The organism is Paenibacillus sp. NPDC058898 (assembly GCF_049316025.1).
Taxonomy (GTDB): Bacteria; Bacillota; Bacilli; order Paenibacillales; family Paenibacillaceae; genus Paenibacillus_AQ.
This window is the reverse complement of record NZ_JBMOSM010000008.1, coordinates 285,463-307,474: the sequence shown is the minus strand read 5'-3', so window position 1 is coordinate 307,474 and position 22,012 is coordinate 285,463. Positions and strand designations below refer to the sequence as shown.

The following is a 22,012-nucleotide window of genomic DNA, read 5'->3' as shown; positions in this document are numbered from 1 at the left end:
CTTAGCGGGATATCGATTTCTTTTCCGTGACTAAGTCACGATCGATATTGCTGGATAATTTCTTCCAGAGCAAATCGGTTAATGTGACGGATATTCCCTCTGGATAGCGACAGGATTCCTTGGTTTTGAAAGTCCTTTAGCATTCGACTAATGACTTCCCGGGCTGTTCCTAGCTCTATGGCTAATTGTTCATGCGTGATCCTCAGTGCTGTTAGATCGTCATTCGTATTCGTATATAAAAAATGGGCAAGTCGATAGTTCATCGGTTTAAATGCAATGTCCTCGAGAAGGTTCGTAACGGCCGTTATTCTCTGTACAAATTGCTGATAAATAAATTGTCTAAGAGGTTTGTTATGATCCATCCATTCTTTAAATACGCCTACCGCAATAAGCAAAATTTCGCTTTCCACTTCAATTGAAGCCGAGGCTTCATATTCCGATTCTCCCAGAATACTTGCCATCATGAGCACGCAGCTTTGCCCGCCTTGGACTCGGTATAAGGTGATCTCTCTTCCTTGCTCACTAATCTTATGCATTCGGACGCTTCCCTTCACCATGAACATCGCATGCTGCAGCATATGGCCCTCTTGAATCCTATGCGGAGTAGAAGGGTCTATGGACACGAGCTCAGCGTGTTGCCAATCACGATGCGGAATCGTGGACAGGAAAGGGAGAATAGCGGTTATTCGATCAATTTCAGAGGGATTCATAGGGGGCTCCTTTTACAATTGAATTCAGCGTCGTAAACCTGGATATGGTTAACTCTCATTATAGGCCTAATTAATATTAGATGGTGATTTTATGTGAATTCAGGGAAAGTGAAAGGGTGTAACACAGACAAAGGCTTTGGCTGAGCTGTGGAATAGTGAAATGATCCCCAAACCTGTCGTTTGGGGATTCTTAATGAGGGGCATATGTAATGGAGGGTGTTCGAGGGCTGCAGGATGATTAGATAAACGACCCATGAAGTTCACGATTACTCACTTATGGTATCTAAGACCAGGGCCGTTAGCTGGTGCACGGTATGTTCGTTTAATGGACGTTGAATCTGGTACATAGCCATACTGCCGGACATGCGGGCCGTAATGTCAAAATGCCACTTCGTTAATCCGCTGCCGGATAGAAGTTGGTTTCGATAGGTATGACGATGCAACAGTGGCAGCTTCTCTAATTTATCAACCGCACGTATATGCAGTTGACGGCAATCCGTTTTGACGAGCTCAAAGATGCCAGCCAGCGGCAGGGGCTTGTTGGAGAATTGGGATGTAACGGGGATGGCGAACTTGGTTTCACGGTCGAACAAGGGCCGGAAATGACGGGAGTCCATTCCAAAAACTTCGAGGCTTTCCTGCCAAAGCTTTTGTTGAGGGTAAGCTGGTGTTACATAAGGAGTATTTTGCTGATCCAGCGTCACAGCGATGACATCATCCGTTACCAATTGATATCCTTTCTGCAGAAAGGCAGAGGCCAGCGTCGACTTCCCGTGTCCCGAGTGGCCGATGAAGGCATAGGCTTTATGGTCAATGACTACCGCACTGCCGTGCAGGGGGAGTATTTTACGCTGCAGTAAAAGGGCACCCATGCAAGATCCAAGCACGTACAGCCGGATTTTGTCCTCTGCAGCGCCCTTCTCTGGGGAGACAGAAATGGTCGTCCCGCCCTCTATTGCAAAAACAGCGAGTTCAGGTACTCTGAACATGACCATATCTTCGGTACATAAGAATGTTTTATTTGACTTATCAGGTCTTCCAAGCCATCTTTCGGTCAGATCAGCATAACGGATGACAATATCGGCGAAAGCATCCGGGAGGACGACGGGCTGTAACTCAGGCAGGGGAATGTCACTATGGATGGAAAACCCGAAGGCCTTATATGCGGTTGGCTTAAACGTTTGAAGCATGGTCCTCACTCCAATGATTAATATGCGAATAAAAAAAGATAGCCCATATACCCGATCAGGCGTATAGGGGCTCTTTTTATCAGAACATGATGACTTTATATGTTAGCTGGTGTGAACCATTTCATCCGGATCCGGTTGCACTGCATCCGGAATCGCACTACCAGGACCAGCCATGGTCATTTTGATGTCAAGAACCTCCAAAGCAGGTACGCTCCATTCCTTTTTCATATAGATTCACCTCCTTTCAGAAATTTTTTTGTAGGAATCGATACAAAATTACGCTGCGCATAAGCAGTTTAATGGCGGGATTGTAGGCTTGATTCGGGCTGATCCCTTGGCGGGCTTCTGCTAAGGCATCGTGTATGACAGGCATGTTGATGATCTGCTGCATTCGGGAATCGTGGGATACACGGTCCAGTTCTGCCAAAAACACAGGCCAGTCACTTAGCATTCGGTGGATTGAATCTGCTGCCTGAATCCCTCTTGTTCGATGGTTGAGACGGATGGAATCAGGGAGCCAGCCTTTAGTAGAACGACGAATTAAAGCACGGTCCATCCCTTTCTGAACGAATTGCTCCATGGGAGTTGATAAACAGAAGCGGATAACCCTTAGATCATTCGAGGGATCATGGCTCCATAAAGAGTAACGAAGAGAAAGTTTACAATTACTTGTACCGGTTGCACTCCACATGTTGACTCTTTCGAAATGCACTCTTCTCGCTTCCAAGGGGTCGTCAGGCAGATCGTCTGTCGAGCCGATTCCCGTAAACGTAAGGTCATGGAGTTTCTCATAAATACCCACTCGTTTGGCGTAGTCGGAATTGATTAATTGTGGGAAATCGCCGGAAGCGATTGAAGAGCTTCGCTGTTTCAATACCGGGATAGCTTTACGACCGACAATGGAATATAGCCGTCTGCGACCCACTCCGACGTTCCTGCTATATCGTTTAATTTCCTGCGTTAGCTGAAGCCACTTGAGGTTCTTCAGGAGTTTGGTGTAATATTCGATCGCAGGTCCCCAAGAGATGCTGTAATTTCCTCTGGCTCCATTAAGCAGAATCCCGATATCTCGTTGTTCTGCATGCTCGAAAATGCCCCTAAGCCAAAACGAATTATCAAAAAACTTATATGGAGACTCCAGGATGTCAAGCCAATCATCGATTTCTGTGAAAGCACTTCTTCCGGAGAAGTCCAAATATTGTGCGTTAATGTTCCCCACGAATTGTACTGTTTGCTTAATGAGAGGTCTCTCGTCTGCAAGCCTGTGCTTCGGCGTCCAATCCACAAATCCGGTTTCTGGCACGTAACTGAAGGTATGTAGCGAACGGTTTTCATGCTCTAACGCTCTGGCCGCAAAACTAACCACCGAACCTGAATCCAATCCTCCGCTAAGGTGAGCTCCGACATTTCGATTCGTTCGCCGAAGCCGTGCGGTTACGGCTTTGTTGAATACTTCCCGGAAAGCCTCTTCATACTCTTCTGATGATGCCAATTGCAAAGGAATGACATCCGAGAGGCTATGGTATCGGGTAACCGACACGTTATCATTCTTAATGATGATTTTATGAGATGGCGGTAGCTGAAGGATGTTGTTGTAAATCGTAGTGGATACGTCTGGTGGTTCAAAAACGCCATGGATCGCCAGAAACTCAGCCAACCATGTTTCATTGATCTCTTTATGTATGAAAGGTAATGAAAATAAAGGATTGATGGCCGTACAGAAGCAGATCTGCTGCTCATTATGATGGTAATAGAGCGTCCTTGCGCCTGAGAAGTCCCTGGCTCCGAAAAGGAGCTGCTTTCTCTCGTCCCAAATGATGAAAGCAAAGTCCCCGACCAACCGTTCCGGCATTCGTTCGGACCATTTCTCATAAGCGAGGAGCAGAACTTCACTGTCTGTCATATGTTGCCTTGGATGATGCGGCACTTGCAATTGATCCATTAATTCATCGCGGTTGTCGATAATGGCGTCAGCCGTTATGGCAAGCCCCCGGTTCGAATCGTAGTAAGGTAAACATTCCTGGACGGATTGCTCCGTAATCCACTGTGCATGACAACCCAACATGACGTGATTCATGTTCCATAACCTGCTTTGGTTGGCCGGATATTGCCTCAAAGCCTCCATGATAAGTCCGCCATGCTCCGACTGGACCGCTTCCCCATTAAAACGATAAATACCGGCAATAGCACTCATTTGAATTTCCTCCAATTGGACCAGAACAATCACTACTTGATACCTATTGTATCGTAGTCATTATATAACATGATACAATACGTATCAATGTTTTTTTTCTTCGTGTTTTGGATGATTGGAATTGGTTGAAATAACAAGATTAACGTTTCGTTTCTGCCTGGAGCTTTTACGGAACAGGATGAGACAGCAAAAATAAGCCAGGAGAACACCGAAGGCGTCGTTAATCACATCATAGATCCGGCCACCCCGGAAGAAGAAGAGCTGGAGGATTTCCGTTAAGGCGGCGTAGATGATACACAAATAAAAAGCCGACTTATATTTACCGAAATTCGAAGCGAGCAGAGCAAGAATAAAGAAACCGATGAAATGACCTATTTTCCGCAAAATCCAGTCTTGGCTAGACCATTGGAAATCAAGCCTTAACAACTCCGACCAATCGGGATTGGGATTAAGCTGGAAATCAATAATATGATATTGGATCAGCAGATTGAAGTTAACGGAGCAAGTGAAGATAAACAGGGCAAGAGCCCAGATGATCGTAAAAACGATGCGCATAGGAGAGCCTCTTTTCATAAAAGCGCTTCAATATTGGGTACATTCTTATAAATTGCAGGAACAGGAATGGCCATTGATACATAATGTATCTAACTAAGGTTGTATATTATAGCAGCTGTAGATTTATTTCAAGATTAATAATGGCCCGTTTTGATAAAGGAGTAAGGTTACTGTCTTGAGTGGCATCTTTGCTAAACGTTTACGGAATAGTTTTTGCCACTAGTTAGCAAGGAGGAGATCAGTATGGCGAAACAGCAAACGAATTATATGAAGATGAATGCATGGTCACCTACAGATCCAATACTTCCTGAAGAGCTAAGTTCCAATTTTATTATGTTGGATGAGGAAATGAAGAGTCATGGCATCAACGTTAAGTGGTTTGGAGCAGTCGGAGACGGGGAAGCTGATGATACCGCGGCTTTTCAGGCAGCTATGAGTGTGTGCGAAAAGCGGTATAAGATGTTTGTGCCGGCTGGTACCTATCGAATCAGGCAAACCATAGAGAATAACAGTCGAGGGATATTCGGCATCGCTCCTTATGTGGATAGTGGGGAAATGGGATCTAGAATCATTTGGGATCCGGTAGACATGTCAACAGATCTGCTTCCTTGTATTAGAATACGCAGTTCCGGCGACAAGGCCGTTTTTGAGGATTTTGCGGTTACCGGTACTGCCGATTACAACTCCAGAAACCTTGCGGCCTGGGTGAATAAAGACCGGTTTGACCAAAGCAGCTATAGCATGTTTGCTGTGGGAACCGCTGCAATAGAAGTGGCGGGTAAAGCAACACCTATTTTCAGAAATGTCAGAACCTCGGGCGTAAAAGTCGGTCAGCTGCTTAACAGCACAAATGGCCATGTTTATTCGTACGATTGCACCTGGAACGGATTAATAGGTGTGTACTGTCGAATTAATTCCGGAGATTATTTTTATCAGGGTGGAGGAGTATCTGGTGCGTTCTGTGGAATCATGCTAGGCACCTTGTTAAATGCAGGTCATCGCGGTGGTTTTGATGCCCACTTGCACCGGACGCATCTTGGCTTCTCGCCTTATGCCATCTATCAATGCATTGACAGCGGACTTGATGAGTACAATCAGGCCTCCTCGGTCCGAGGATTAAGCGGTATCTACACCAGCGCTCAGTTTGAACAATGTGGAGAAGCCGCTATCAAATTGCTGACGAAATCCGCAACCTCTAATTTTCGGATGTTTGGCTTTGGATTCTCCTGGTCGGTGCCAACGTATTCCGGGAACTTGGGAAACTGGGAGTTTCCGTTACCGGATGAACTGAAAGTGCCCGGCGAGAAGCAGCAGTATGCGGCTTGGTTCGGGACGATTACGGCTCCTGTCACATTCAATGATGATCTTGGAGCGTTAAGAAAATCCTCTGCTCCCGGAGCTACCGGCTCGGCGTATATCGATACATTGACGGGTGACAAGGAGTCTGATCTGTGTGGTTTGGTCATCCCGGATACGGTTATCCGAAGGAAAGTAACTCCTCTTTATAAAACAGTTGACTTACGAGCACGTATGGAAGAAAGAGAGCATCGAGCGCTTATGCCGGTTTCAGCGCCGAATTTGCTTTTGAATCCGGAGATGCTCTCCAATTGGACGGTGTCAAACGGCGGCTCTCTCAGTCTTGTCACGGCAGATCAGATACCGGTTCCCATTTCAAATGAGATGAAACAGGTGATTGGTAACCAGCCTGTCATTTTGAAGGTGACGCCTGATGGAGTGCATTCTCCAAGCGTAAAAATTAAATTCAATGCTTCGGCCTTACCCTACCAGGGGGACGCAAACAGAAACCTTGCAATGCAATATTTCATATTGGAAACAGAATATGAAAGTGGTTCCCTGTATAAGTCGATTGGCCGCATTTCAGCTCAGAACGCAGAGTATATTTTTAACGATGCCGTGACATGGAGGACGAAGAGTTGGAAACATCATCGGGGGAGGGAAATGGCAAGCAAAACGGGATTGCTGCATGATTTCAGCATAGGGTTTATTCCGAAATCGGGCGAGACTTATATTGCAGGAGTTATGGTAACTTGGGATCATATCGGTTCCTATTCTCCGCATCCTCATAGCTATATAACCGATTCACTTGAAATCAGCGGATCCGGAAAAGGCATCATTTTAACAGATTCCGTAACCAATGCTAGGTACCGTCTCTCGATTGCCAATGGCAGTTTGCAAATTACGCAAGCATGACGTCAGGCCCTACTTCATAGCAGTGCCCCCAGGGAACGGCTCGTTGATAGCCTTATCAACGAGCTGTTTTTATTGGAGGAGATGACAGCTGCCCCCAAGGTTGAAACCATGGAATCTTAATAAATAGTAAGCGCTAACAATGAAATGTTCGTCTTTTTGTTGATACAATTTGTGTCTTTATTCCTGGAAATACATGAAAATTAACCTTGACATGATACAAAGTGTATCGTAAATTATGGAATATAAATTGTATACGAATTGTATCAACCAAGCTTGAAGACAAGGATGTCATCTTACCCGAAAGGATTCCAATACAACCAATAAATAAATTCAGAATTAACAGGGGGCAGCGACGGCATGGAACTTAAACAGTATTTTCGAATTGTTCAGAAGAAATGGTGGTTAATCGCGGTTATTGTCATTATCGCAATGGCAGTTGCAGGTGTTAAAAGTTTCTATTTTACGACACCCATCTATGCAGCAAACGCTAAGCTTATTGTTAACCAATCGTCAGGAGATGGAGCAGCTACCCTGAATGCAAGTACCATCCAGACCAGTATATTTCTAATTAATTCTTATAAGGAGATTATCAAGTCATCCGCTGTTATGAATAAGGTGGTTGAGAAATATCCGGAATTGGGAGAGAGTCCCGCCCAGCTGGCAGCGAAGATTTCCGTTACCTCCGCCAACAATTCGCAAGTCATGAACCTGGTATATCAGGATACTTCCTATACCAAGGCAGCGAAGGTTGTTAATGGTGTCTCAACCGTGTTCAAGGAGCAAATTCCGAACATCATGAATGTGGATAATATCACGATATTAAGTGAGGCAGATGTAACTGTTACTCCTGCCCCGATCAATTTCAACCCATTCATGAACATGCTGATCAGTTTTGTCGTTTCGCTCATACTGGCGATCGGATTTGTATTTCTTTTGGATTATCTTGACGATACGCTCGAGAGCGAAGCCGAAATTGTGGAGATTATGAATGTTCCTGTACTTGCAGTGGTAGGTAAGGTTAGCAAAGGTGACCTGCGGAAATCCGCGAGAGTGAAAGCCGCTCAAAAACAAAAGGTAGGTGAGAATCAATATGCGACACTCAATCAATGACATAAGTCTTGTTGTGTCCCATAACCCGAAATCGCAGGTTTCGGAAGTATATCGCCTCCTTCGAACGAAAATTCCATTTTTCTCCAAAGATCAGGAATTAAAGACGGTTATGGTTACATCATCCCAGCCCGGAGAAGGTAAAACCACAACAATAAGCAATTTGGCTGTGACATACGCGCAGGAAGGCAAGAAGGTGCTCTTGATTGATGCGGATATGCGTAAACCTTCATTACACCGTGTTTTCTCCCAATTGAATCATCAAGGTTTGAGTACACTACTGACGGGTCACGTTAGTATTCAGGATGCCATACAGGAGACAACGATTGAGCATTTATCTCTTCTCCCTTCGGGCCCAGTTCCTGCTAACCCATCAGAATTAATTGATTCATCGGGTATGCGGGAGTTATTGAGTCAATTGAAAGATCAATATGATGTCATACTCGTTGATACACCTTCCGTGCTTTCGGTGTCCGACAGCGTGATTGTAGGTTCTTTGTGTGATGGTGTCATTATGGTAGCTGCTGCTGGAAAGGTGAAAAAAGACCATCTCAAAAAGGCGAAGGAACAGCTGGATCATGTAAACGCCCGGATGCTCGGTATTGTTCTAAATCGGGTCATCTAGGCTTTGAATAATGGGCTGCTCACTTCATCATAAAAAGGCTGTCAAACCAGAATCAGAAGGTAATGTCTACTGTACCTATATCACTGTAGACACTCGGTCACGCTGTGGGTCTCCCAGGAGACCTTAGACATCATTGTCGAGGGTGTGATGTGAGGACGGGTTGAATGCCCTTATTAGAAGTATTAGTTATGTCCTTTTCAAACCGAAGAGGGCATAGCTAAGTCCTTCTGCTAAAAAGTCACTGTTTCAGGGATTTGTAACCATATTATAAATAGAGTTGGAGAGTGAATGGATGATGAAGAAAGTGAAAAAAGCAATTATCCCTGCAGCAGGGTTGGGTACGCGGTTCTTGCCTGCAACGAAGGCAATGCCGAAAGAAATGCTCCCGATAGTAGATAAGCCCACCATTCAATACATCGTCGAGGAAGCGGTAGCATCAGGGATCGAGGACATTATCATTGTGACGGGCAAAGGCAAACGGGCCATTGAAGACCATTTTGACCACGCCTTCGAGCTTGAACATAACTTGTTCAGTAAGGGTAAGTTCAATTTACTTGACGAAGTACGTCGATCCTCTAATGTTGATATTCACTACATACGCCAGAAAGAAGCTCGTGGACTTGGGCATGCTGTATGGTGCGCCCGCAATTTCATTGGCAATGAGCCGTTCGCCGTGCTACTTGGGGATGATATTGTGCAATCCCAAACACCATGCATTCAACAGTTGGCACAGCAGTTTGAACAGATGCAGAAATCTGTGATCGGGGTGCAAATCGTTCCTCACGAACAGACGCATCGTTACGGCATCGTCGCCCCTCTGGAGAGAATGGACCGATTATATCAAGTGGATTATTTTGTCGAGAAACCACCAACTGGCCAAGCGCCATCTCGTCTGGCAATTATGGGAAGATACATATTAACTCCTGAAATTTTTGGGTTTCTTGAGAATCAAGAGGAAGGAGCCGGTGGAGAAATTCAGCTGACAGATGCGATACAAAGACTGAACGAGACCCAGGGCGTATTTGCTTACGATTTTGAAGGGACACGGTATGATGTTGGCGAAAAGCTTGGTTTTATAATGACTACCCTTGACTTTGCGTTGCAAAATGATGAGCTTCGCAAACCGCTGCTTCAAGGTATGGAGACGATTCTTGAGAGAGCACTTGAGCAAAATAAATCACTAATGAGGTGAACGAAAGATGTACCCCAGTCCGCAACGGAACGAAGCAGACGCTGTTTTAGAAGGATCCTCCAAATATGCACAATATGCTGTGGAAGATCAAAAATCCAAAATCCTGTATCTGACGGTGAAGAGAGGGATGGACTTTGTTTTCGCACTTTTTGGACTTGTGTTGCTATCGCCACTCTTTCTAATCATATCTATACTTATAAAGCTTGAAGACCCCAAGGGGTCTGTTTTTTTTTATCAAACTCGTGTCGGAAAAAACGAAAGGCCGTTTCGAATGTACAAGTTTCGCTCCATGGTGTCTAACGCAGAGGAGTTGCTTGATAAGCTGCTTGAACAGAATGAAATTAATGGTGCCATGTTTAAGATGAGGGAAGATCCTCGGATTACAAAAATTGGGAAGTTCATTCGCAAGACGAGTATCGATGAGTTGCCGCAGCTATGGAATGTCGTTCGCGGAGAGATGTCATTGGTAGGTCCAAGGCCGGCATTGCCTAGAGAAGTAATGCAGTACAGCAGTTATGATAAGCTGCGATTGAAGGTAAGCCCCGGTTGTACGGGCTTGTGGCAGGTGAGTGGACGAAATAACTTAAGTTTTCATGAAATGCTGGCTTTGGATTTGGAATATATCGAACGTCGAGGAATTTGGCTGGATATGAAGGTCATGTTCCGAACAGTAAAAGTTATGATATTTCCGAATTCGGCCTATTAAAATGATGGAGTGTCTTGAGAATGAACATAATGATTAGCATCATCATTCCGACTTATAAACGGGTAGAAGCTCTTCATAAATGCCTGGAAGGAATTCAGCGGCAGACAAGGTACCCTGACGAAATCATTCTTATTATAAGAAATACGGATCATCAGACATTGCAGCATCTTTCCTTGATGAATATTAAGAACGTTAAAATGGTGCTCATTGAACAAACCGGTGTGATCGCTGCATTGAATGCCGGAACTCAGCAAAGCACTGGCACGATAGTGGTATTAACTGATGACGACACGGTTCCCCATGCCGATTGGCTTGAAAAGCTGGAACATCATTATCTTTCGAAACCTGATATAGGAGGTGTTGGGGGTAGGGACGTCGTGCATTTCCGGGGTACCCCTATTCCGGCCGGGAAAAGACAGGTTGGCATTATCAAACCTTACGGGCGAATCATCGGGAATCATCACGTAGGTATAGGAGAGGTTCGGGAAGTTGATATTCTGAAAGGCGCCAATATGAGTTTTCGAAGAGAGGCTATTCAAGGATTGAGGTTTGACGAGAAATTGAAGGGAACAGGTGCTCAAGTCCATAACGAACTAGAGTTTAGTTTGGCCGTTAAGAAGAAGGGCTGGAAATTGATATATGATCCTCAAGTATGTGTTGATCATTTTCCGGCTGAACGATTTGACGAGGATCAGCGGAACGACTTCAATGAGACCGCCTTTATAAATGCGGTACATAATGAAACTTACTCAGTGTTAAAGCATGTGGGCATGATCAACCGCGCGCTATATTTATTTTGGGTGGTTACCGTAGGGAGCAAAGCTACACCTGGTGTCTTCCAATGTATACGACTATTACCCCTTCAAAAAAACATGGCGTTGAAAAAAGTAAGGTTGGCCTTTAAAGGCAGATGGGATGGTTGGAGAACATGGAGAGAATCTTTGGAATAAGTGGTACGCGAACCGCTATGGGACGATTGTTTTATCGCCTCTTAGTGCTGGCGTGTGTCATTGTTCTTGGAGCCATGGTTGGAATTGTTGGCTCAATCGGATCGCTCCATATAAGACTCCTAGAATTTACGCTGCTTTTTCTTAGTGTGATGATGGCGCTGCACATTTACTTTAAATGCCCCCATGCATTGGTACCATACTCGCTCTTGATGTGGGTTATGAGCCCTGAAATGAGGAGATTGCTCGATTGGTCATTTCAGTCCTACACCAACACCTCCATTATCTCGCTAATTCCATATTGTATAAGCCTGGTTATGTTAATCCCGATTATCAAGAATATCAAGCAATTGGAAAGAAGAATCGGGTTACTCCTGAAAATCATGGGTGTTGCCCTGATTTATGGATTTGGTGTTGGGTTCCTGAAATATGGATTTTCATCCGTTTTTGATCTATTGAATTATGTTGTTCCATTCTTGGTCCTGGCTTACGTCAATGTATGCCGCTTCGATCAGGATGTCCGAGATAAATGGCTTAGAAGCTTGGGGTATCTTGCCGTTATCGTTGCCGCATATGGGATTTATCAATACCTGGCTCTTCCTCCCTGGGATAAATTTTGGATGATCAGCTCCGAGATGAAATCAATAGGCCTTCCAGAACCTCAAAAATTTCGCGTGTTTTCACTGTTGAATTCGCCTGGGCCAGCGGGTGTGTTTCTTTCTCTAGCGCTTGCTGTCATGACGGTACAAAAGAGATGGAGAGCGTTCGGAGTAGTTGGAATCTTGATCGTGGCTTTCGCCCTCCTTCTAACGCTGGTTCGTGTAGGTTGGATTGCTTATGCTGTTATGGTTGTTGCCTACTTTATCCGTTCCCATCTAAAGAGCAAAATGCAACTGCTTATGCTGGGGATCGTCATTGTGCTTGCCTATCAGTTTGTACTTCCTGTTCTGCCGGGTTCGAGTCAAGTGACTTCCCGGGTCGATACATTTGGTTCCCTGGAAGATGATCACTCATTTAATGAGCGGCTCCATTTTTCCACCCATATATTCTCGGCAGTTATGGCTAATCCCGTTGGAATGGGGCTCGGGAGCTCGGGACTTGGAGCGAAATTAACACAAAATTCAGACACGCTGGTGGCGTTTGATAACGGGTACTTGAACATATTTTATACTTTTGGGTTGCCATTGGGGTTAGCGGTTGTTATTTTATTGGTTTATCTCTTTGTGTATCTCTATAAGTCGAGCAGGACCGAAAAGGTCTATTCCCCGCTTTCCTTTGCAGCCATCAGCGCAGTTCTATTTCTATTAATGGCAAGCAATATTTTGAGTGGATTTAGCGGGTTTATTTTGTTGCTGATCATTTCGCTTGCATATGTGCCAACGTCCTCAAATCGGGAGGGAATATGAAATGTTAGTCGTATTTTTAGGCGATTCCATTACACAGGGACTCGGTGTCAGTAGGTCTGGGAAGACTTATGCAAACCTATTACAGAAGAAACTGCAGTCCTTGAGTTCACGACCGATAGAAATCATGAATTTTGGAGCTAGTGCCATGCAGGTTCACGAAACCAGAATGAAGTACGAAAATAAATTGTTGGAATTACAACCTGATATTATCGTGTTTGCCCACGGAATTACAGAATCTATCGTGAGAGAGCACAAACATTATCTCAGGTTCATGCCGAAGAGGTGGAGAAAGCCCGGATGGATGGATCCGAGACCATACTATTCGACACGGAGGTCCAGAAGATGGCTGGAAATGTTGGAGTCTGGATTAAGGTGGAGAGTAAAGGTTGCTCTTATTAAAGCTTTTGGCGGCAAGCCATGGATGCGTATAGATGATTTTAAACTGCACACAACGGGGTTTATTCTAAACATGCTTAATCGCAACAAACATACTAAAATCATATTTCTCGCTCCTGGAGATATTGAAGAGAAATACTTTCCGGGGTCTTCCGCTTCGATGCGGGAATATCGATTGGTATTAGAAGATATTTACGAAGACAGCAGGTCGACGAAACGAGTTTTTATGTGTGACTCTTCAAGACAACTCCATCAATGGAGCGATTATTTCAAAGATCGCTTCCATCCGAACGAGAAAGGTCATGAAAAAATTGCCGAGGCACTCATGGAGACTATCGTCCAATATTCGCTATTGGGATATAACCAAGTTTTGAGAGAGGTAAGCCGATGAAGATCTGTTTCGTTACACACAAGGTGAAGAAAGGAGACGGACAGGGAAGAGTCAATTATGAGGTCATTGCCGAAGCCGTGAAGGAAAGACATGACGTTATCATAATATCCTCAGAGTTATCAGAGGAGCTCAGAGCTCATCCGCAAATCACATGGGTAAAGATAGGAACAAGCTGGATTCCAACTATGCTGCTCAAGTATCAGTGGTTCGCGTTGTACTCCGCGATCTGGATATGGACGCATCAGAGAGGAATAGATCTCGTTGTTGTGAATGGTTTTATTACTTACGCCCGCTCTGACATTAACTGCATTCATTTTGTTCATAGTGCATGGATAAGGTCTAAGTATCATCCTTTCCGGGAGCAAAAAAATGCAAGAAGCTTGTACCAGTTCATTTATAACGGTCTAAATGCCTTATTGGAACGTCTTGCCCTACAGCAAACAAGGCAAATTGTAGCGGTATCGGAACAGGTCAAGGAGGAGCTGGTGCAGGATGCCTATATACAAGCACACCGTATCTCCGTAGTTTCCAACGGTGTTGACCTGAACGAGTTCTACCCGCGAACAGTGAATCGAGCCGATTTTAACTTGGCAGTTGAGCGAACCTACGCGCTGTTTGCTGGGGATTTGAAGTCCAAACGAAAAAATTTGGATACGGTGTTGGCAGCCCTGGCCAAGGTTGAGGATATCGAGCTCATCGTACTTGGATATACCGAGAAAAGTCCATATCCCCAGCTAGCACAAGAATTGGGAATTAGCGACCGTGTTCATTTCCTGGGATACCGGCAGGACGTAGCAGATATGATGTCCCTAGCAGATTTATTTATTTTTCCTTCGAGGTACGAGCCGTTTTCGCTCGTTATATTGGAGGCTATGGCCTCCGGATTGCCGGTAATCACAAGCAATCGCTGCGGAGCCGTTGAACTTCTGTCCAATCAATCTGCCGTCATCATCGAGGACCCTGACGATACCTCTGCATTAATACAGGCGCTTAGGGACCTAAGTTCTGACCGAGAGTTGCTGGAATTGATGGCACGGAGGGCAAGGGAGGACGCGCAAAGTAACTCCTGGGAGCTTATGTCCAGCAAATACATGCAGCTGTTTTATAAAACTTCGAATTTAAAATTCAAGACCGGTAACCAGGCCTGAAGGGATAAGAATGAATGGCTATCACTAATTTAATGAAGCAAAGAAGGAATTGGGGCAGTTTAGGAAACGTTGTCCAAATATTTGCGTCCAATGTATTTATCCTTGGATTAAACGTGTTGACAGGGATAATAATCGCACGTTTCTTAGGCCCAGAGGGACGAGGGGAACAAGCTGCCATGATTATGTGGCCCAGATTCTTAGCTTACTCCTTAACGCTGGGGATTCCAGCTGCACTTGTGTATTACATGAAAAAAAAGGATGGGAATCAGGGTTCTCTTTATGTAACGGCGTTGTACATGTGTGTACTGCTCGGCTGTGCTGCTATGGGAATCGGTGCCGTGATCATTCCGTACTGGATGAAAGGGTATTCCGACGAAGTGATTGAATTTGCAGTTTGGGCACTGGTCATGTCGCCCATTGCCATGATTGGAACGGTCAATACAGCGGCCCTGCAATCTAGGGAAGAGTACCATCTCTATAATTTCATGCGATACATTCCGGTACTTGGCACATTAATCTTGCTCTGCGTTCTTGTTGTAACGGGTCATGTTACGCCTTTCTTCACATCGGTTGCGTACCTCTTTCCAGTCATTCCGATTGCCGTATGGACAACGTATAAACTGATCTCTCATTACAAGATGAAGCAGAAGAACAAGATGGAGTCTGGAAAGAAACTGCTTGGGTATGGGATCAGATCGTATGGGACGGATGTGGCAGGAACCTTTTCTGGATACATCGATCAGATTCTAGTCGTCGGCTTATTGTCTCCTAGCAGTTTAGGCTTATATGTCGTGTCCCTTAACCTAGCGAAGATGTTGAATACGATTCAGGGTGCCATTACCTCGGTCTTGTTCCCTAAGGCCTCGGGGCTTCGGCAGGCAGAGGCTCTGAGTTTGACTTTTAAGGTCACTCGAATCAGTACGGTCGTAACCTTTGTAGTAGGCGCAGTCGTTTACCTGGTCGCCCCTTATCTTCTGATTCTCTTGTACGGGAAATCGTTTTTGGAGGCTGTTACGGTTTTCCGAATTCTGATCTTTCAAACGGCCGTAACCAGCATATCGTGGATTCTTGCTCAAGGATTTATGTCCATTGGTAAACCTGGATCGGTAACCATCATTCGTATCACTACGCTTGGAATGAATATTATATTAATGAATCTATTCATTCCACTTTTAGGAATTCAAGGCGCGGCGATATCCTTACTTGCAACATCATTGATAGAAATTACGGTTATTTTTCTGATCTATACCTTAAAGCATAAAGTTACTTTTCAACATTGGATCATTTCGAAAAGCGATTTCCTTTGGCTGCTTGAACGTATACGTAAACAAAAAGCACGCAGCAGGGAATCTACGTGATAGCGGCAAATCATAAGGAGAGGTGATCATTTGAATATCTTGCATATTGCCAATCATATCAAACAATCGGGGAACGGAATTGTGAATGTTATGATCGACCTGGCATGCGAGCAGTCCATACTGGGACATAAGGTAGCTGTGGCATCTGAGGGCGGCGAATATTTAGCTTTGTTGCGGCAACATAACATAGAGCATTATAACCTGGATCAGACGAGAAAGCCGATGCAAATGCTGCAGGCTTTTTTTCATTTTCAGAACATCGTCAGACGGTTCCAGCCGGATATTATTCATGCGCACATGATGACTGGTGCTTTGCTCTCACGGTATTCCAAAGGGTTCCGTAAATACAAGATCGTTACGCATGTTCATAATGAATTTCAGAAGAGCGCCGATTACATGAAAGTAGGTGATACGGTTATCGCAGTAAGTCAGGCGGTAGCCAAATCGATGGCCAATCGGGGGGTCAACGAAAGAAAACTTCGAGTTGTTCTTAACGGTACGATCGGAAGCAAGAGAAATCAACGAATGGAAGGGATCTCGCTCAAGGGGCGTTCCATTGTTACAGTTGCCGGGTTGAATGAACGCAAAGGCATAGCCGATCTTATCGAAGCATTTAATATTGTCTCCGGGCAATGTCCGGAATCGGAATTGTATATTGTGGGGGACGGACCGGAGAAAGAACGATTCAAGACAATGGCTACGCAATCATCGAGCCGGAACAGAATTCACTTTGAGGGGTTTCAGACAGACCCCAAAAAATACATGAGTTCGTCTGAGGTATTCGTCTTGGCCTCCCATAAAGATCCGTTTCCGTTAGTGTTACTCGAGGCTAGGGAATCGGGCTGCGCCATCATCGCAACTGATGTGGATGGTATACCTGAGGCGCTGGATTTCGGCGATTCGGGGATGTTGGTACCACCAAAAACTCCGGATAAGCTGGCAGAGGCTATCTTAGACATGTTGAACGACGAGGAACTCCGTGAAAAATACAAAAGATCTGCCAGGCAGGGGCTGGATTTTTATAAAGTGGAGCGTGTTGCGAAAGAGACGATAGGGATCTATGAGGATCTTCTGAGCGACAAATACCGAATGAGCAGTCGGAGAGAAGAAATGAATGGAATGGAATAAAATCGATTGAATAATTGGAGTGAATCCCGTGAAAGTAGCCATGATTGCAAATTCTAATCATAATATGAACTCGGGTGTATCAGGAACCAGATTGGCGATTGCGGAATCCTTAAGGAATCTAGGCGTGCACGTAGATACTTATTTCATGGACGACTTTAAAGTGTTTAACGGCGGAATCCTGGATAAAATCATCTTTCCATGGAAGCTGGCGTCGAAATTATCGAGCTGGAAAGATTACGACCTTCTGGATATTGCCTCCGGAGACAGCTGGGTACTATCATATTTCAAAAAACGTCCTGTTATCGTCTCAAGCAGTCATGGACTTGAACACTTGGCTCATAAAGAAATACTGGAAGAGAATCGGCTGGGCAATTTGTCGCTTAGCAAAAAATATTTTATTTACTGGGGCGGGTACCGGATTTGGGAGGTATCGAAATCATTTAGAAGATCGGACTTTTCGATTGTTCTTAATTCCGAAGATAAAATTTTCGTACAGAATCAACTGGGGAAAGAAACGTTCAAAATCAGCGCTATTTTTAACGGGATACCAAGTTATTTGTTAAATCTGCCGCTCGATGATATGGAGATAGAGAACATGCCGGTGATCCGAATTGCCCAGGTAGGCAGTTACATTCATAGGAAGGGTATTTCTTACAGCACCAAGGCCCTAAATGCTATTCTTGGCAAGTTTCCTCAAGTTGAGGTGGCCTTTATGGGAACAGGGTGCGAGAAAGAAGTCGTGCTATCCGATTTCGACGAGGGAGTAAGAGAAAGGGTTAAGGTAATCCCCTCATACAAACACAGTGAGTTACCCAGCATGTTAAAAGGATATCATATTAAGCTATTTCCAACGCTATCGGAAGGATTTGGGAAAACGTTGATCGAATGCATGGCCTGCGGCCTTGCTCCAATCACGACGGACACGGCAGGTCCGGCCGATATTGTGACGGATGGCATGGATGCTCTTGTCATACCGAAGCGAAACGTTGACGAAATGATTCTTGCTCTGGAGAAGTTGATTCAGGATCCGGTATTATTGCGGCACCTTCGCCACAATGCATACCGTACGGCACAGGTATTTACTTGGGATAATGCAGCGAGAAACCGGCTGGAATGTTATCAGAAAGCAATTCAACATTTAAAGAAATAAGGCTCAGCTGTGGTGTAGTTGTTACCATATCTTTAGCTCAATGTTTTATTAATTCATTTTAAGAAAAGAGAGATACCATGAATGTGCTTTCAACCGGAATGGGATGGATCGATATCCAGCATGGAGGTTTAAACCGTTATTTTGCAGATTACACCAAAGCCATGAAAGAATTTGGACATTCTGAACAGGGCTTTGTCGTCGCTCCTAAAGGAGTGGAGCTGCCTTCAGACCGGAACATCAATAACGCAACCCACGAGCTTCGCTTCAACCACTTCCTTCCACGTATGAAATCGGTACAGAAGCATACTGTTCAAGCGGTCCGAAGCTTTCGTCCGGATGTATTTAATCCACATTTTGCGTTTTACACAACCATGGTTACAAGAAACCATATCCCTGCGCATATTCCCATTGTCACACACTTCCATGGACCATGGGCCATGGAATCCAGAGTAGAGGAAAAGTCAACTGCGGGTGCAATAAAAAATACAAAGTATTGGATCAAAAAGCAAGTGGAGCAATTAACCTACCGCCGTTCCGATAGTTTCATTGTACTTAGTGAATATTTTCGTGATGTATTGACCGAAACCTACGGCGTAGATGAGCGGAAAATACATATCATACCCGGTGCAGTGGATCATAATCGCTTTCGGCCGCATCCAGATCGTAATGAATTAAGACTGCGATTAGGCATCGCCCCCTATCAACCTATACTCTTCTGTATCAGGAGATTGGTTCGCAGGATGGGGATCGACCGACTGATTTATGCCATGGTAGATGTGGTTCGAGTATTCCCTGAGGTCCGATTGTTCATCGGTGGAGACGGACCGATGCGGGCGGAGTATGAAGCGTTAATCCTTCGGCTTGGACTTTCTCCCAATGTGAAACTGCTTGGCAGAATTTCAAATGAGGAGCTTGTTGAGTACTACCAGGCTGCTGATATCAGTTTAGTGCCGACACTCACGTTAGAGGGGTTCGGTCTTATTACCGTTGAGTCTCTTGCCTGTGGTACGCCGGTACTGGGAACCCCTTATGGGGGAACGAAGGAAATTTTGCATCAAGTATCGGATGATTTGATGTTTGAAGACGGTACTGCTGAATCGATAAGCAAGAAAATCATTGATGTTTTGAATAAAGACTCATTCCTTCCTTCACGAGAAGCGTGCAGGGAACATGTATTGAATCGGTACACATGGAGTCGAGTGGCGGAAGCGGTGACCGCTGTTTTCACGGAGGAAGTTGAGAAAAGAAAGGTATTCAGAACATGAAAATCGCCTTTTATAACCATACAAGCACGGTAAGTGGTGCGGAGATCAGTCTCTTGTTAACTGCAAAATATGTAACGGAGGCACATCCGATTATATTTGCCCCCGAAGGGGAACTGCTGCAGAAGGCACGCAATCAAGGAATCGAGGTTGTTGCTCTACCCAGTTATAGGGCGCGAATGACCAGAAATCCATTTCTGCTTGTTGTCTATGTGATGGGGATGCTGTGGGCAGGATGGAAGCTTGCTCTTCTCATGAAAAAAAGCCAAGTGGATCTCATCCATGCGAATTCCATCCGAGCAGGTATTATGGCTGGACTATTCAGATGGTACCATCGTCTACCCGTTGTGTGGCATATTCGAGACATGCCTCCCCAAGGTTATATAGGCAATTTAATCAAAAGACTCGCAGGGAGTACAGCTAAAGCGCTGATCTGTATTTCAGAATCTGTCTTGCAAAGTATGGAGCATCCTTCCGTAGCTAAGCGGTGCCACCTTGTACATAACGGTGTGGAGCTAAAGAGCTTTCATGACGAAGAGAAACAAAGGATTAAAGGGCATATCCGTTCGGAATTACAAACACCACAGGAAGCACACGTGCTGGCTATCATCGGTCAAATTGCTCCCTGGAAGAGACAAGAAGATGCCATAGAAGCATTCGCAAGTCTTATTCGTGGAGAACGGAATGCGGTTTTATGGATCGTTGGGGAAGCCAAGTTCAGGCAAGAGAACGAACGTTATCTGGTCAGATTGCAAGAGATGGTTAAAGCTTTTGGCCTTGAAGACAAAGTCATATTCACCGGATTCCGGGAAGATGTATTGGAGATCTGCTGTGCTGCAGATCTCCTTTTATTATGTTCGGACCATGAACCTTTCGGCAGAGTCATCATTGAAGCCATGTCACAAGGCACTCCGGTTGTGGGAACCAGGGGCGGTGGTGTACCTGAGATTATTGATCATGGGGTGAGCGGGTTCATGTATGAAATCGGAAATACAGATGAACTCGCACAGTATATCCGTCAGGTGCTCGATGATAAGGCTGTATGGTCTTTACTTAGTCAAAATGGGCAGGAAAGAGTAAGGGAGATGTTCTCCATTAAGCAGACATCTCATAATGTTCAACAGATCTATAAGGAGCTATTGGCGAGACCCGGCGTCGAATCGATAGAGCGTCAGCGGGCAAAGGAGATTGTATAATGCGGAATTTGAAAGTGGCTATCGTACATGATTACCTCAATCAGATGGGAGGAGCCGAACGGGTTGTGGCTGTATTCCACAAGATGTTTCCCGATGCTCCAATTTATACGACGATCGTCGATGAGAATAAACTGCTTCCCGAATTGAAGGATGCAGTCATTTATACCACATGGATGCAGCGCATACCTGGGATATTGAGCAAATTCAAACTGTTTTTCTGGCTGTATCCTTTTGCTGTTCGATCCATGAACGTAAAAGGCTACGATCTTATTCTAAGCTCCAGCAGTGCTTATGCGAAAGGTGTGAGGAAGGGAAATCAGAGTGTGCACGTATGTTATTGCCATGCTCCCATGCGCTTTGCGTGGAATTTTGAAGCCTATATGGATAGCGTGCAAGTGCCGAATCTCGTGAAGCGGATTGCTAAATGGTTCACCTTCCCCCTTCAAGCATGGGATAAGGACAACTCCAAGCAGGTGGATTACCTTATTGCCAACTCCACCATCGTGAAACAGAGAATCAGGCAATGGTATGGAATAAATGCCTCTGTTATATTTCCCCCCGTAGAAATTAGTCGGTTTAGCATCGATGAAGAGAAGCCGGAGGATTATTTTCTCGTTGTCTCCAGATTAGTATCTTACAAAAAAATTGACCTCGCCGTAGAGGCCTGCACTCGTCTAGGCCGGCGGCTGATCGTCGTTGGAGATGGACCAGATCGACAGAGGCTTGAGCAGTTAGCAGGTGATACCATTACTTTTCTCGGCAGAAAAAGTGATGAAGAGGTTGTCCGCTATATGCAGCATTGCCAAGCGCTTATCTTTCCGGGGATTGAGGATTTTGGGATTACACCGCTTGAAGTGAATGCATGCGGTCGCCCGATCATTGCGTACCGTGAAGGCGGAGCTTTGGACACGGTCGTAGCGGAGAGGACCGGACTGTTTTTCGACAAACAATCGATAGACTCGCTTTCCGAAACGATTAGGCGCTTTGACCAATATGATTGGGATTCGGAATGTATTCGGGAGCATGCTGAGAAATTTAGCGAGGATGTATTTGTAAAACGACTGCAGTCCAGCATCGATGGCCTAATCAGGGCAAGAGAGATCAACGCTAAGCTTATGGAAATGGAAGGGAGCTATTAAA

At 45.0% G+C, this 22,012-nt stretch carries 20 protein-coding genes; 15 read left to right on the top strand and 5 right to left on the bottom strand.

Translation table 11 applies throughout. From position 1 onward, the window contains the following. Window positions 1–35 precede the first annotated feature (35 nt). The 5 genes from ACOZB4_RS22380 to ACOZB4_RS22360 all read right to left on the bottom strand — a co-directional run bounded on the left by ACOZB4_RS22380 (window position 36) and on the right by ACOZB4_RS22360 (window position 4,649). The gene (locus tag ACOZB4_RS22380; RefSeq protein WP_379416446.1) at window positions 36–710 is read right to left on the bottom strand and encodes a Crp/Fnr family transcriptional regulator; all 675 of its coding nucleotides are present in this window, start codon (window positions 708–710) and stop codon (window positions 36–38) included. Between the two features lie 266 nt (window positions 711–976). Beyond that, window positions 977–1,900, bottom strand: a complete 924-nt coding sequence (locus ACOZB4_RS22375) for an aldolase (RefSeq protein WP_379416443.1) — start codon at window positions 1,898–1,900, stop codon at window positions 977–979. A gap of 102 nt (window positions 1,901–2,002) precedes the next feature. Continuing rightward, window positions 2,003–2,128: a paeninodin family lasso peptide gene (locus tag ACOZB4_RS22370; protein WP_114149298.1), complete on the bottom strand. Its 126-nt coding sequence runs from the start codon at window positions 2,126–2,128 to the stop codon at window positions 2,003–2,005. Between the two features lie 16 nt (window positions 2,129–2,144). Continuing rightward, window positions 2,145–4,094 carry an asparagine synthase-related protein gene (locus ACOZB4_RS22365; protein WP_379416441.1) on the bottom strand — a complete coding sequence of 650 codons (1,950 nt, stop codon included), beginning with the start codon at window positions 4,092–4,094 and terminating at the stop codon, window positions 2,145–2,147. A gap of 84 nt (window positions 4,095–4,178) precedes the next feature. Beyond that, window positions 4,179–4,649, bottom strand: coding sequence for a VanZ family protein (locus tag ACOZB4_RS22360; protein WP_379416438.1), 471 nt, complete (start codon window positions 4,647–4,649; stop codon window positions 4,179–4,181). A 243-nt stretch (window positions 4,650–4,892) separates the two neighbouring features. Here ACOZB4_RS22360 and ACOZB4_RS22355 point away from each other — a divergent pair, with 243 nt between their 5' ends. From ACOZB4_RS22355 to ACOZB4_RS22285, 15 genes are all read left to right on the top strand, one after another. Next, window positions 4,893–6,860: a glycosyl hydrolase family 28-related protein gene (locus tag ACOZB4_RS22355; RefSeq protein WP_379416436.1), complete on the top strand. Its 1,968-nt coding sequence runs from the start codon at window positions 4,893–4,895 to the stop codon at window positions 6,858–6,860. Between the two features lie 357 nt (window positions 6,861–7,217). Continuing rightward, window positions 7,218–7,970 (top strand): YveK family protein, encoded by a 753-nt coding sequence (locus ACOZB4_RS22350; protein ID WP_379416434.1) that lies wholly within the window; start codon window positions 7,218–7,220, stop codon window positions 7,968–7,970. After that, entirely contained in the window at window positions 7,951–8,592 is a 642-nt protein-coding gene (locus tag ACOZB4_RS22345; protein WP_379416432.1) for a CpsD/CapB family tyrosine-protein kinase, read from the top strand. The genes ACOZB4_RS22350 and ACOZB4_RS22345 overlap by 20 nt, the downstream gene beginning before the upstream one ends. A 295-nt stretch (window positions 8,593–8,887) precedes the next feature. Then, entirely contained in the window at window positions 8,888–9,784 is an 897-nt protein-coding gene (gene galU, locus ACOZB4_RS22340) for a UTP--glucose-1-phosphate uridylyltransferase GalU (RefSeq protein ID WP_379416463.1), read from the top strand. Between the two features lie 7 nt (window positions 9,785–9,791). Beyond that, on the top strand, window positions 9,792–10,490 hold the full coding sequence (locus ACOZB4_RS22335; RefSeq protein WP_098741463.1) for a sugar transferase: 699 nt from the start codon (window positions 9,792–9,794) through the stop codon (window positions 10,488–10,490). A 29-nt stretch (window positions 10,491–10,519) separates the two neighbouring features. Beyond that, on the top strand, window positions 10,520–11,440 hold the full coding sequence (locus ACOZB4_RS22330) for a glycosyltransferase family 2 protein (RefSeq protein ID WP_379416427.1): 921 nt from the start codon (window positions 10,520–10,522) through the stop codon (window positions 11,438–11,440). Then, complete coding sequence (locus ACOZB4_RS22325) at window positions 11,419–12,843, top strand: O-antigen ligase family protein (RefSeq protein ID WP_379416424.1); 1,425 nt, start codon at window positions 11,419–11,421, stop codon at window positions 12,841–12,843. The genes ACOZB4_RS22330 and ACOZB4_RS22325 overlap by 22 nt, the downstream gene beginning before the upstream one ends. A 1-nt stretch (window position 12,844) precedes the next feature. Continuing rightward, window positions 12,845–13,630, top strand: coding sequence for an SGNH/GDSL hydrolase family protein (locus tag ACOZB4_RS22320; RefSeq protein ID WP_379416422.1), 786 nt, complete (start codon window positions 12,845–12,847; stop codon window positions 13,628–13,630). Continuing rightward, window positions 13,627–14,778, top strand: coding sequence for a glycosyltransferase family 4 protein (locus ACOZB4_RS22315; protein ID WP_379416419.1), 1,152 nt, complete (start codon window positions 13,627–13,629; stop codon window positions 14,776–14,778). Before ACOZB4_RS22320 ends, ACOZB4_RS22315 begins: the two co-directional genes overlap by 4 nt. Window positions 14,779–14,792: 14 nt before the next feature. Next, complete coding sequence (locus ACOZB4_RS22310) at window positions 14,793–16,136, top strand: lipopolysaccharide biosynthesis protein (RefSeq protein WP_379416417.1); 1,344 nt, start codon at window positions 14,793–14,795, stop codon at window positions 16,134–16,136. Window positions 16,137–16,166: 30 nt separating this feature from the next. Next, on the top strand, window positions 16,167–17,264 hold the full coding sequence (locus ACOZB4_RS22305) for a glycosyltransferase family 4 protein (RefSeq protein ID WP_379416415.1): 1,098 nt from the start codon (window positions 16,167–16,169) through the stop codon (window positions 17,262–17,264). 40 nt (window positions 17,265–17,304) lie between these two features. After that, a complete protein-coding gene (locus ACOZB4_RS22300; RefSeq protein WP_422759651.1) occupies window positions 17,305–18,414 on the top strand; it encodes a glycosyltransferase family 4 protein in 1,110 nt (369 codons plus the stop codon). A gap of 77 nt (window positions 18,415–18,491) precedes the next feature. Beyond that, a complete protein-coding gene (locus ACOZB4_RS22295; protein ID WP_379416410.1) occupies window positions 18,492–19,679 on the top strand; it encodes a glycosyltransferase family 4 protein in 1,188 nt (395 codons plus the stop codon). Further along, window positions 19,676–20,872 (top strand): glycosyltransferase family 4 protein, encoded by a 1,197-nt coding sequence (locus tag ACOZB4_RS22290; RefSeq protein WP_379416408.1) that lies wholly within the window; start codon window positions 19,676–19,678, stop codon window positions 20,870–20,872. Before ACOZB4_RS22295 ends, ACOZB4_RS22290 begins: the two co-directional genes overlap by 4 nt. Next, window positions 20,872–22,011 (top strand): glycosyltransferase, encoded by a 1,140-nt coding sequence (locus ACOZB4_RS22285; RefSeq protein WP_379416406.1) that lies wholly within the window; start codon window positions 20,872–20,874, stop codon window positions 22,009–22,011. Before ACOZB4_RS22290 ends, ACOZB4_RS22285 begins: the two co-directional genes overlap by 1 nt. Window position 22,012 lies beyond the last annotated feature (1 nt).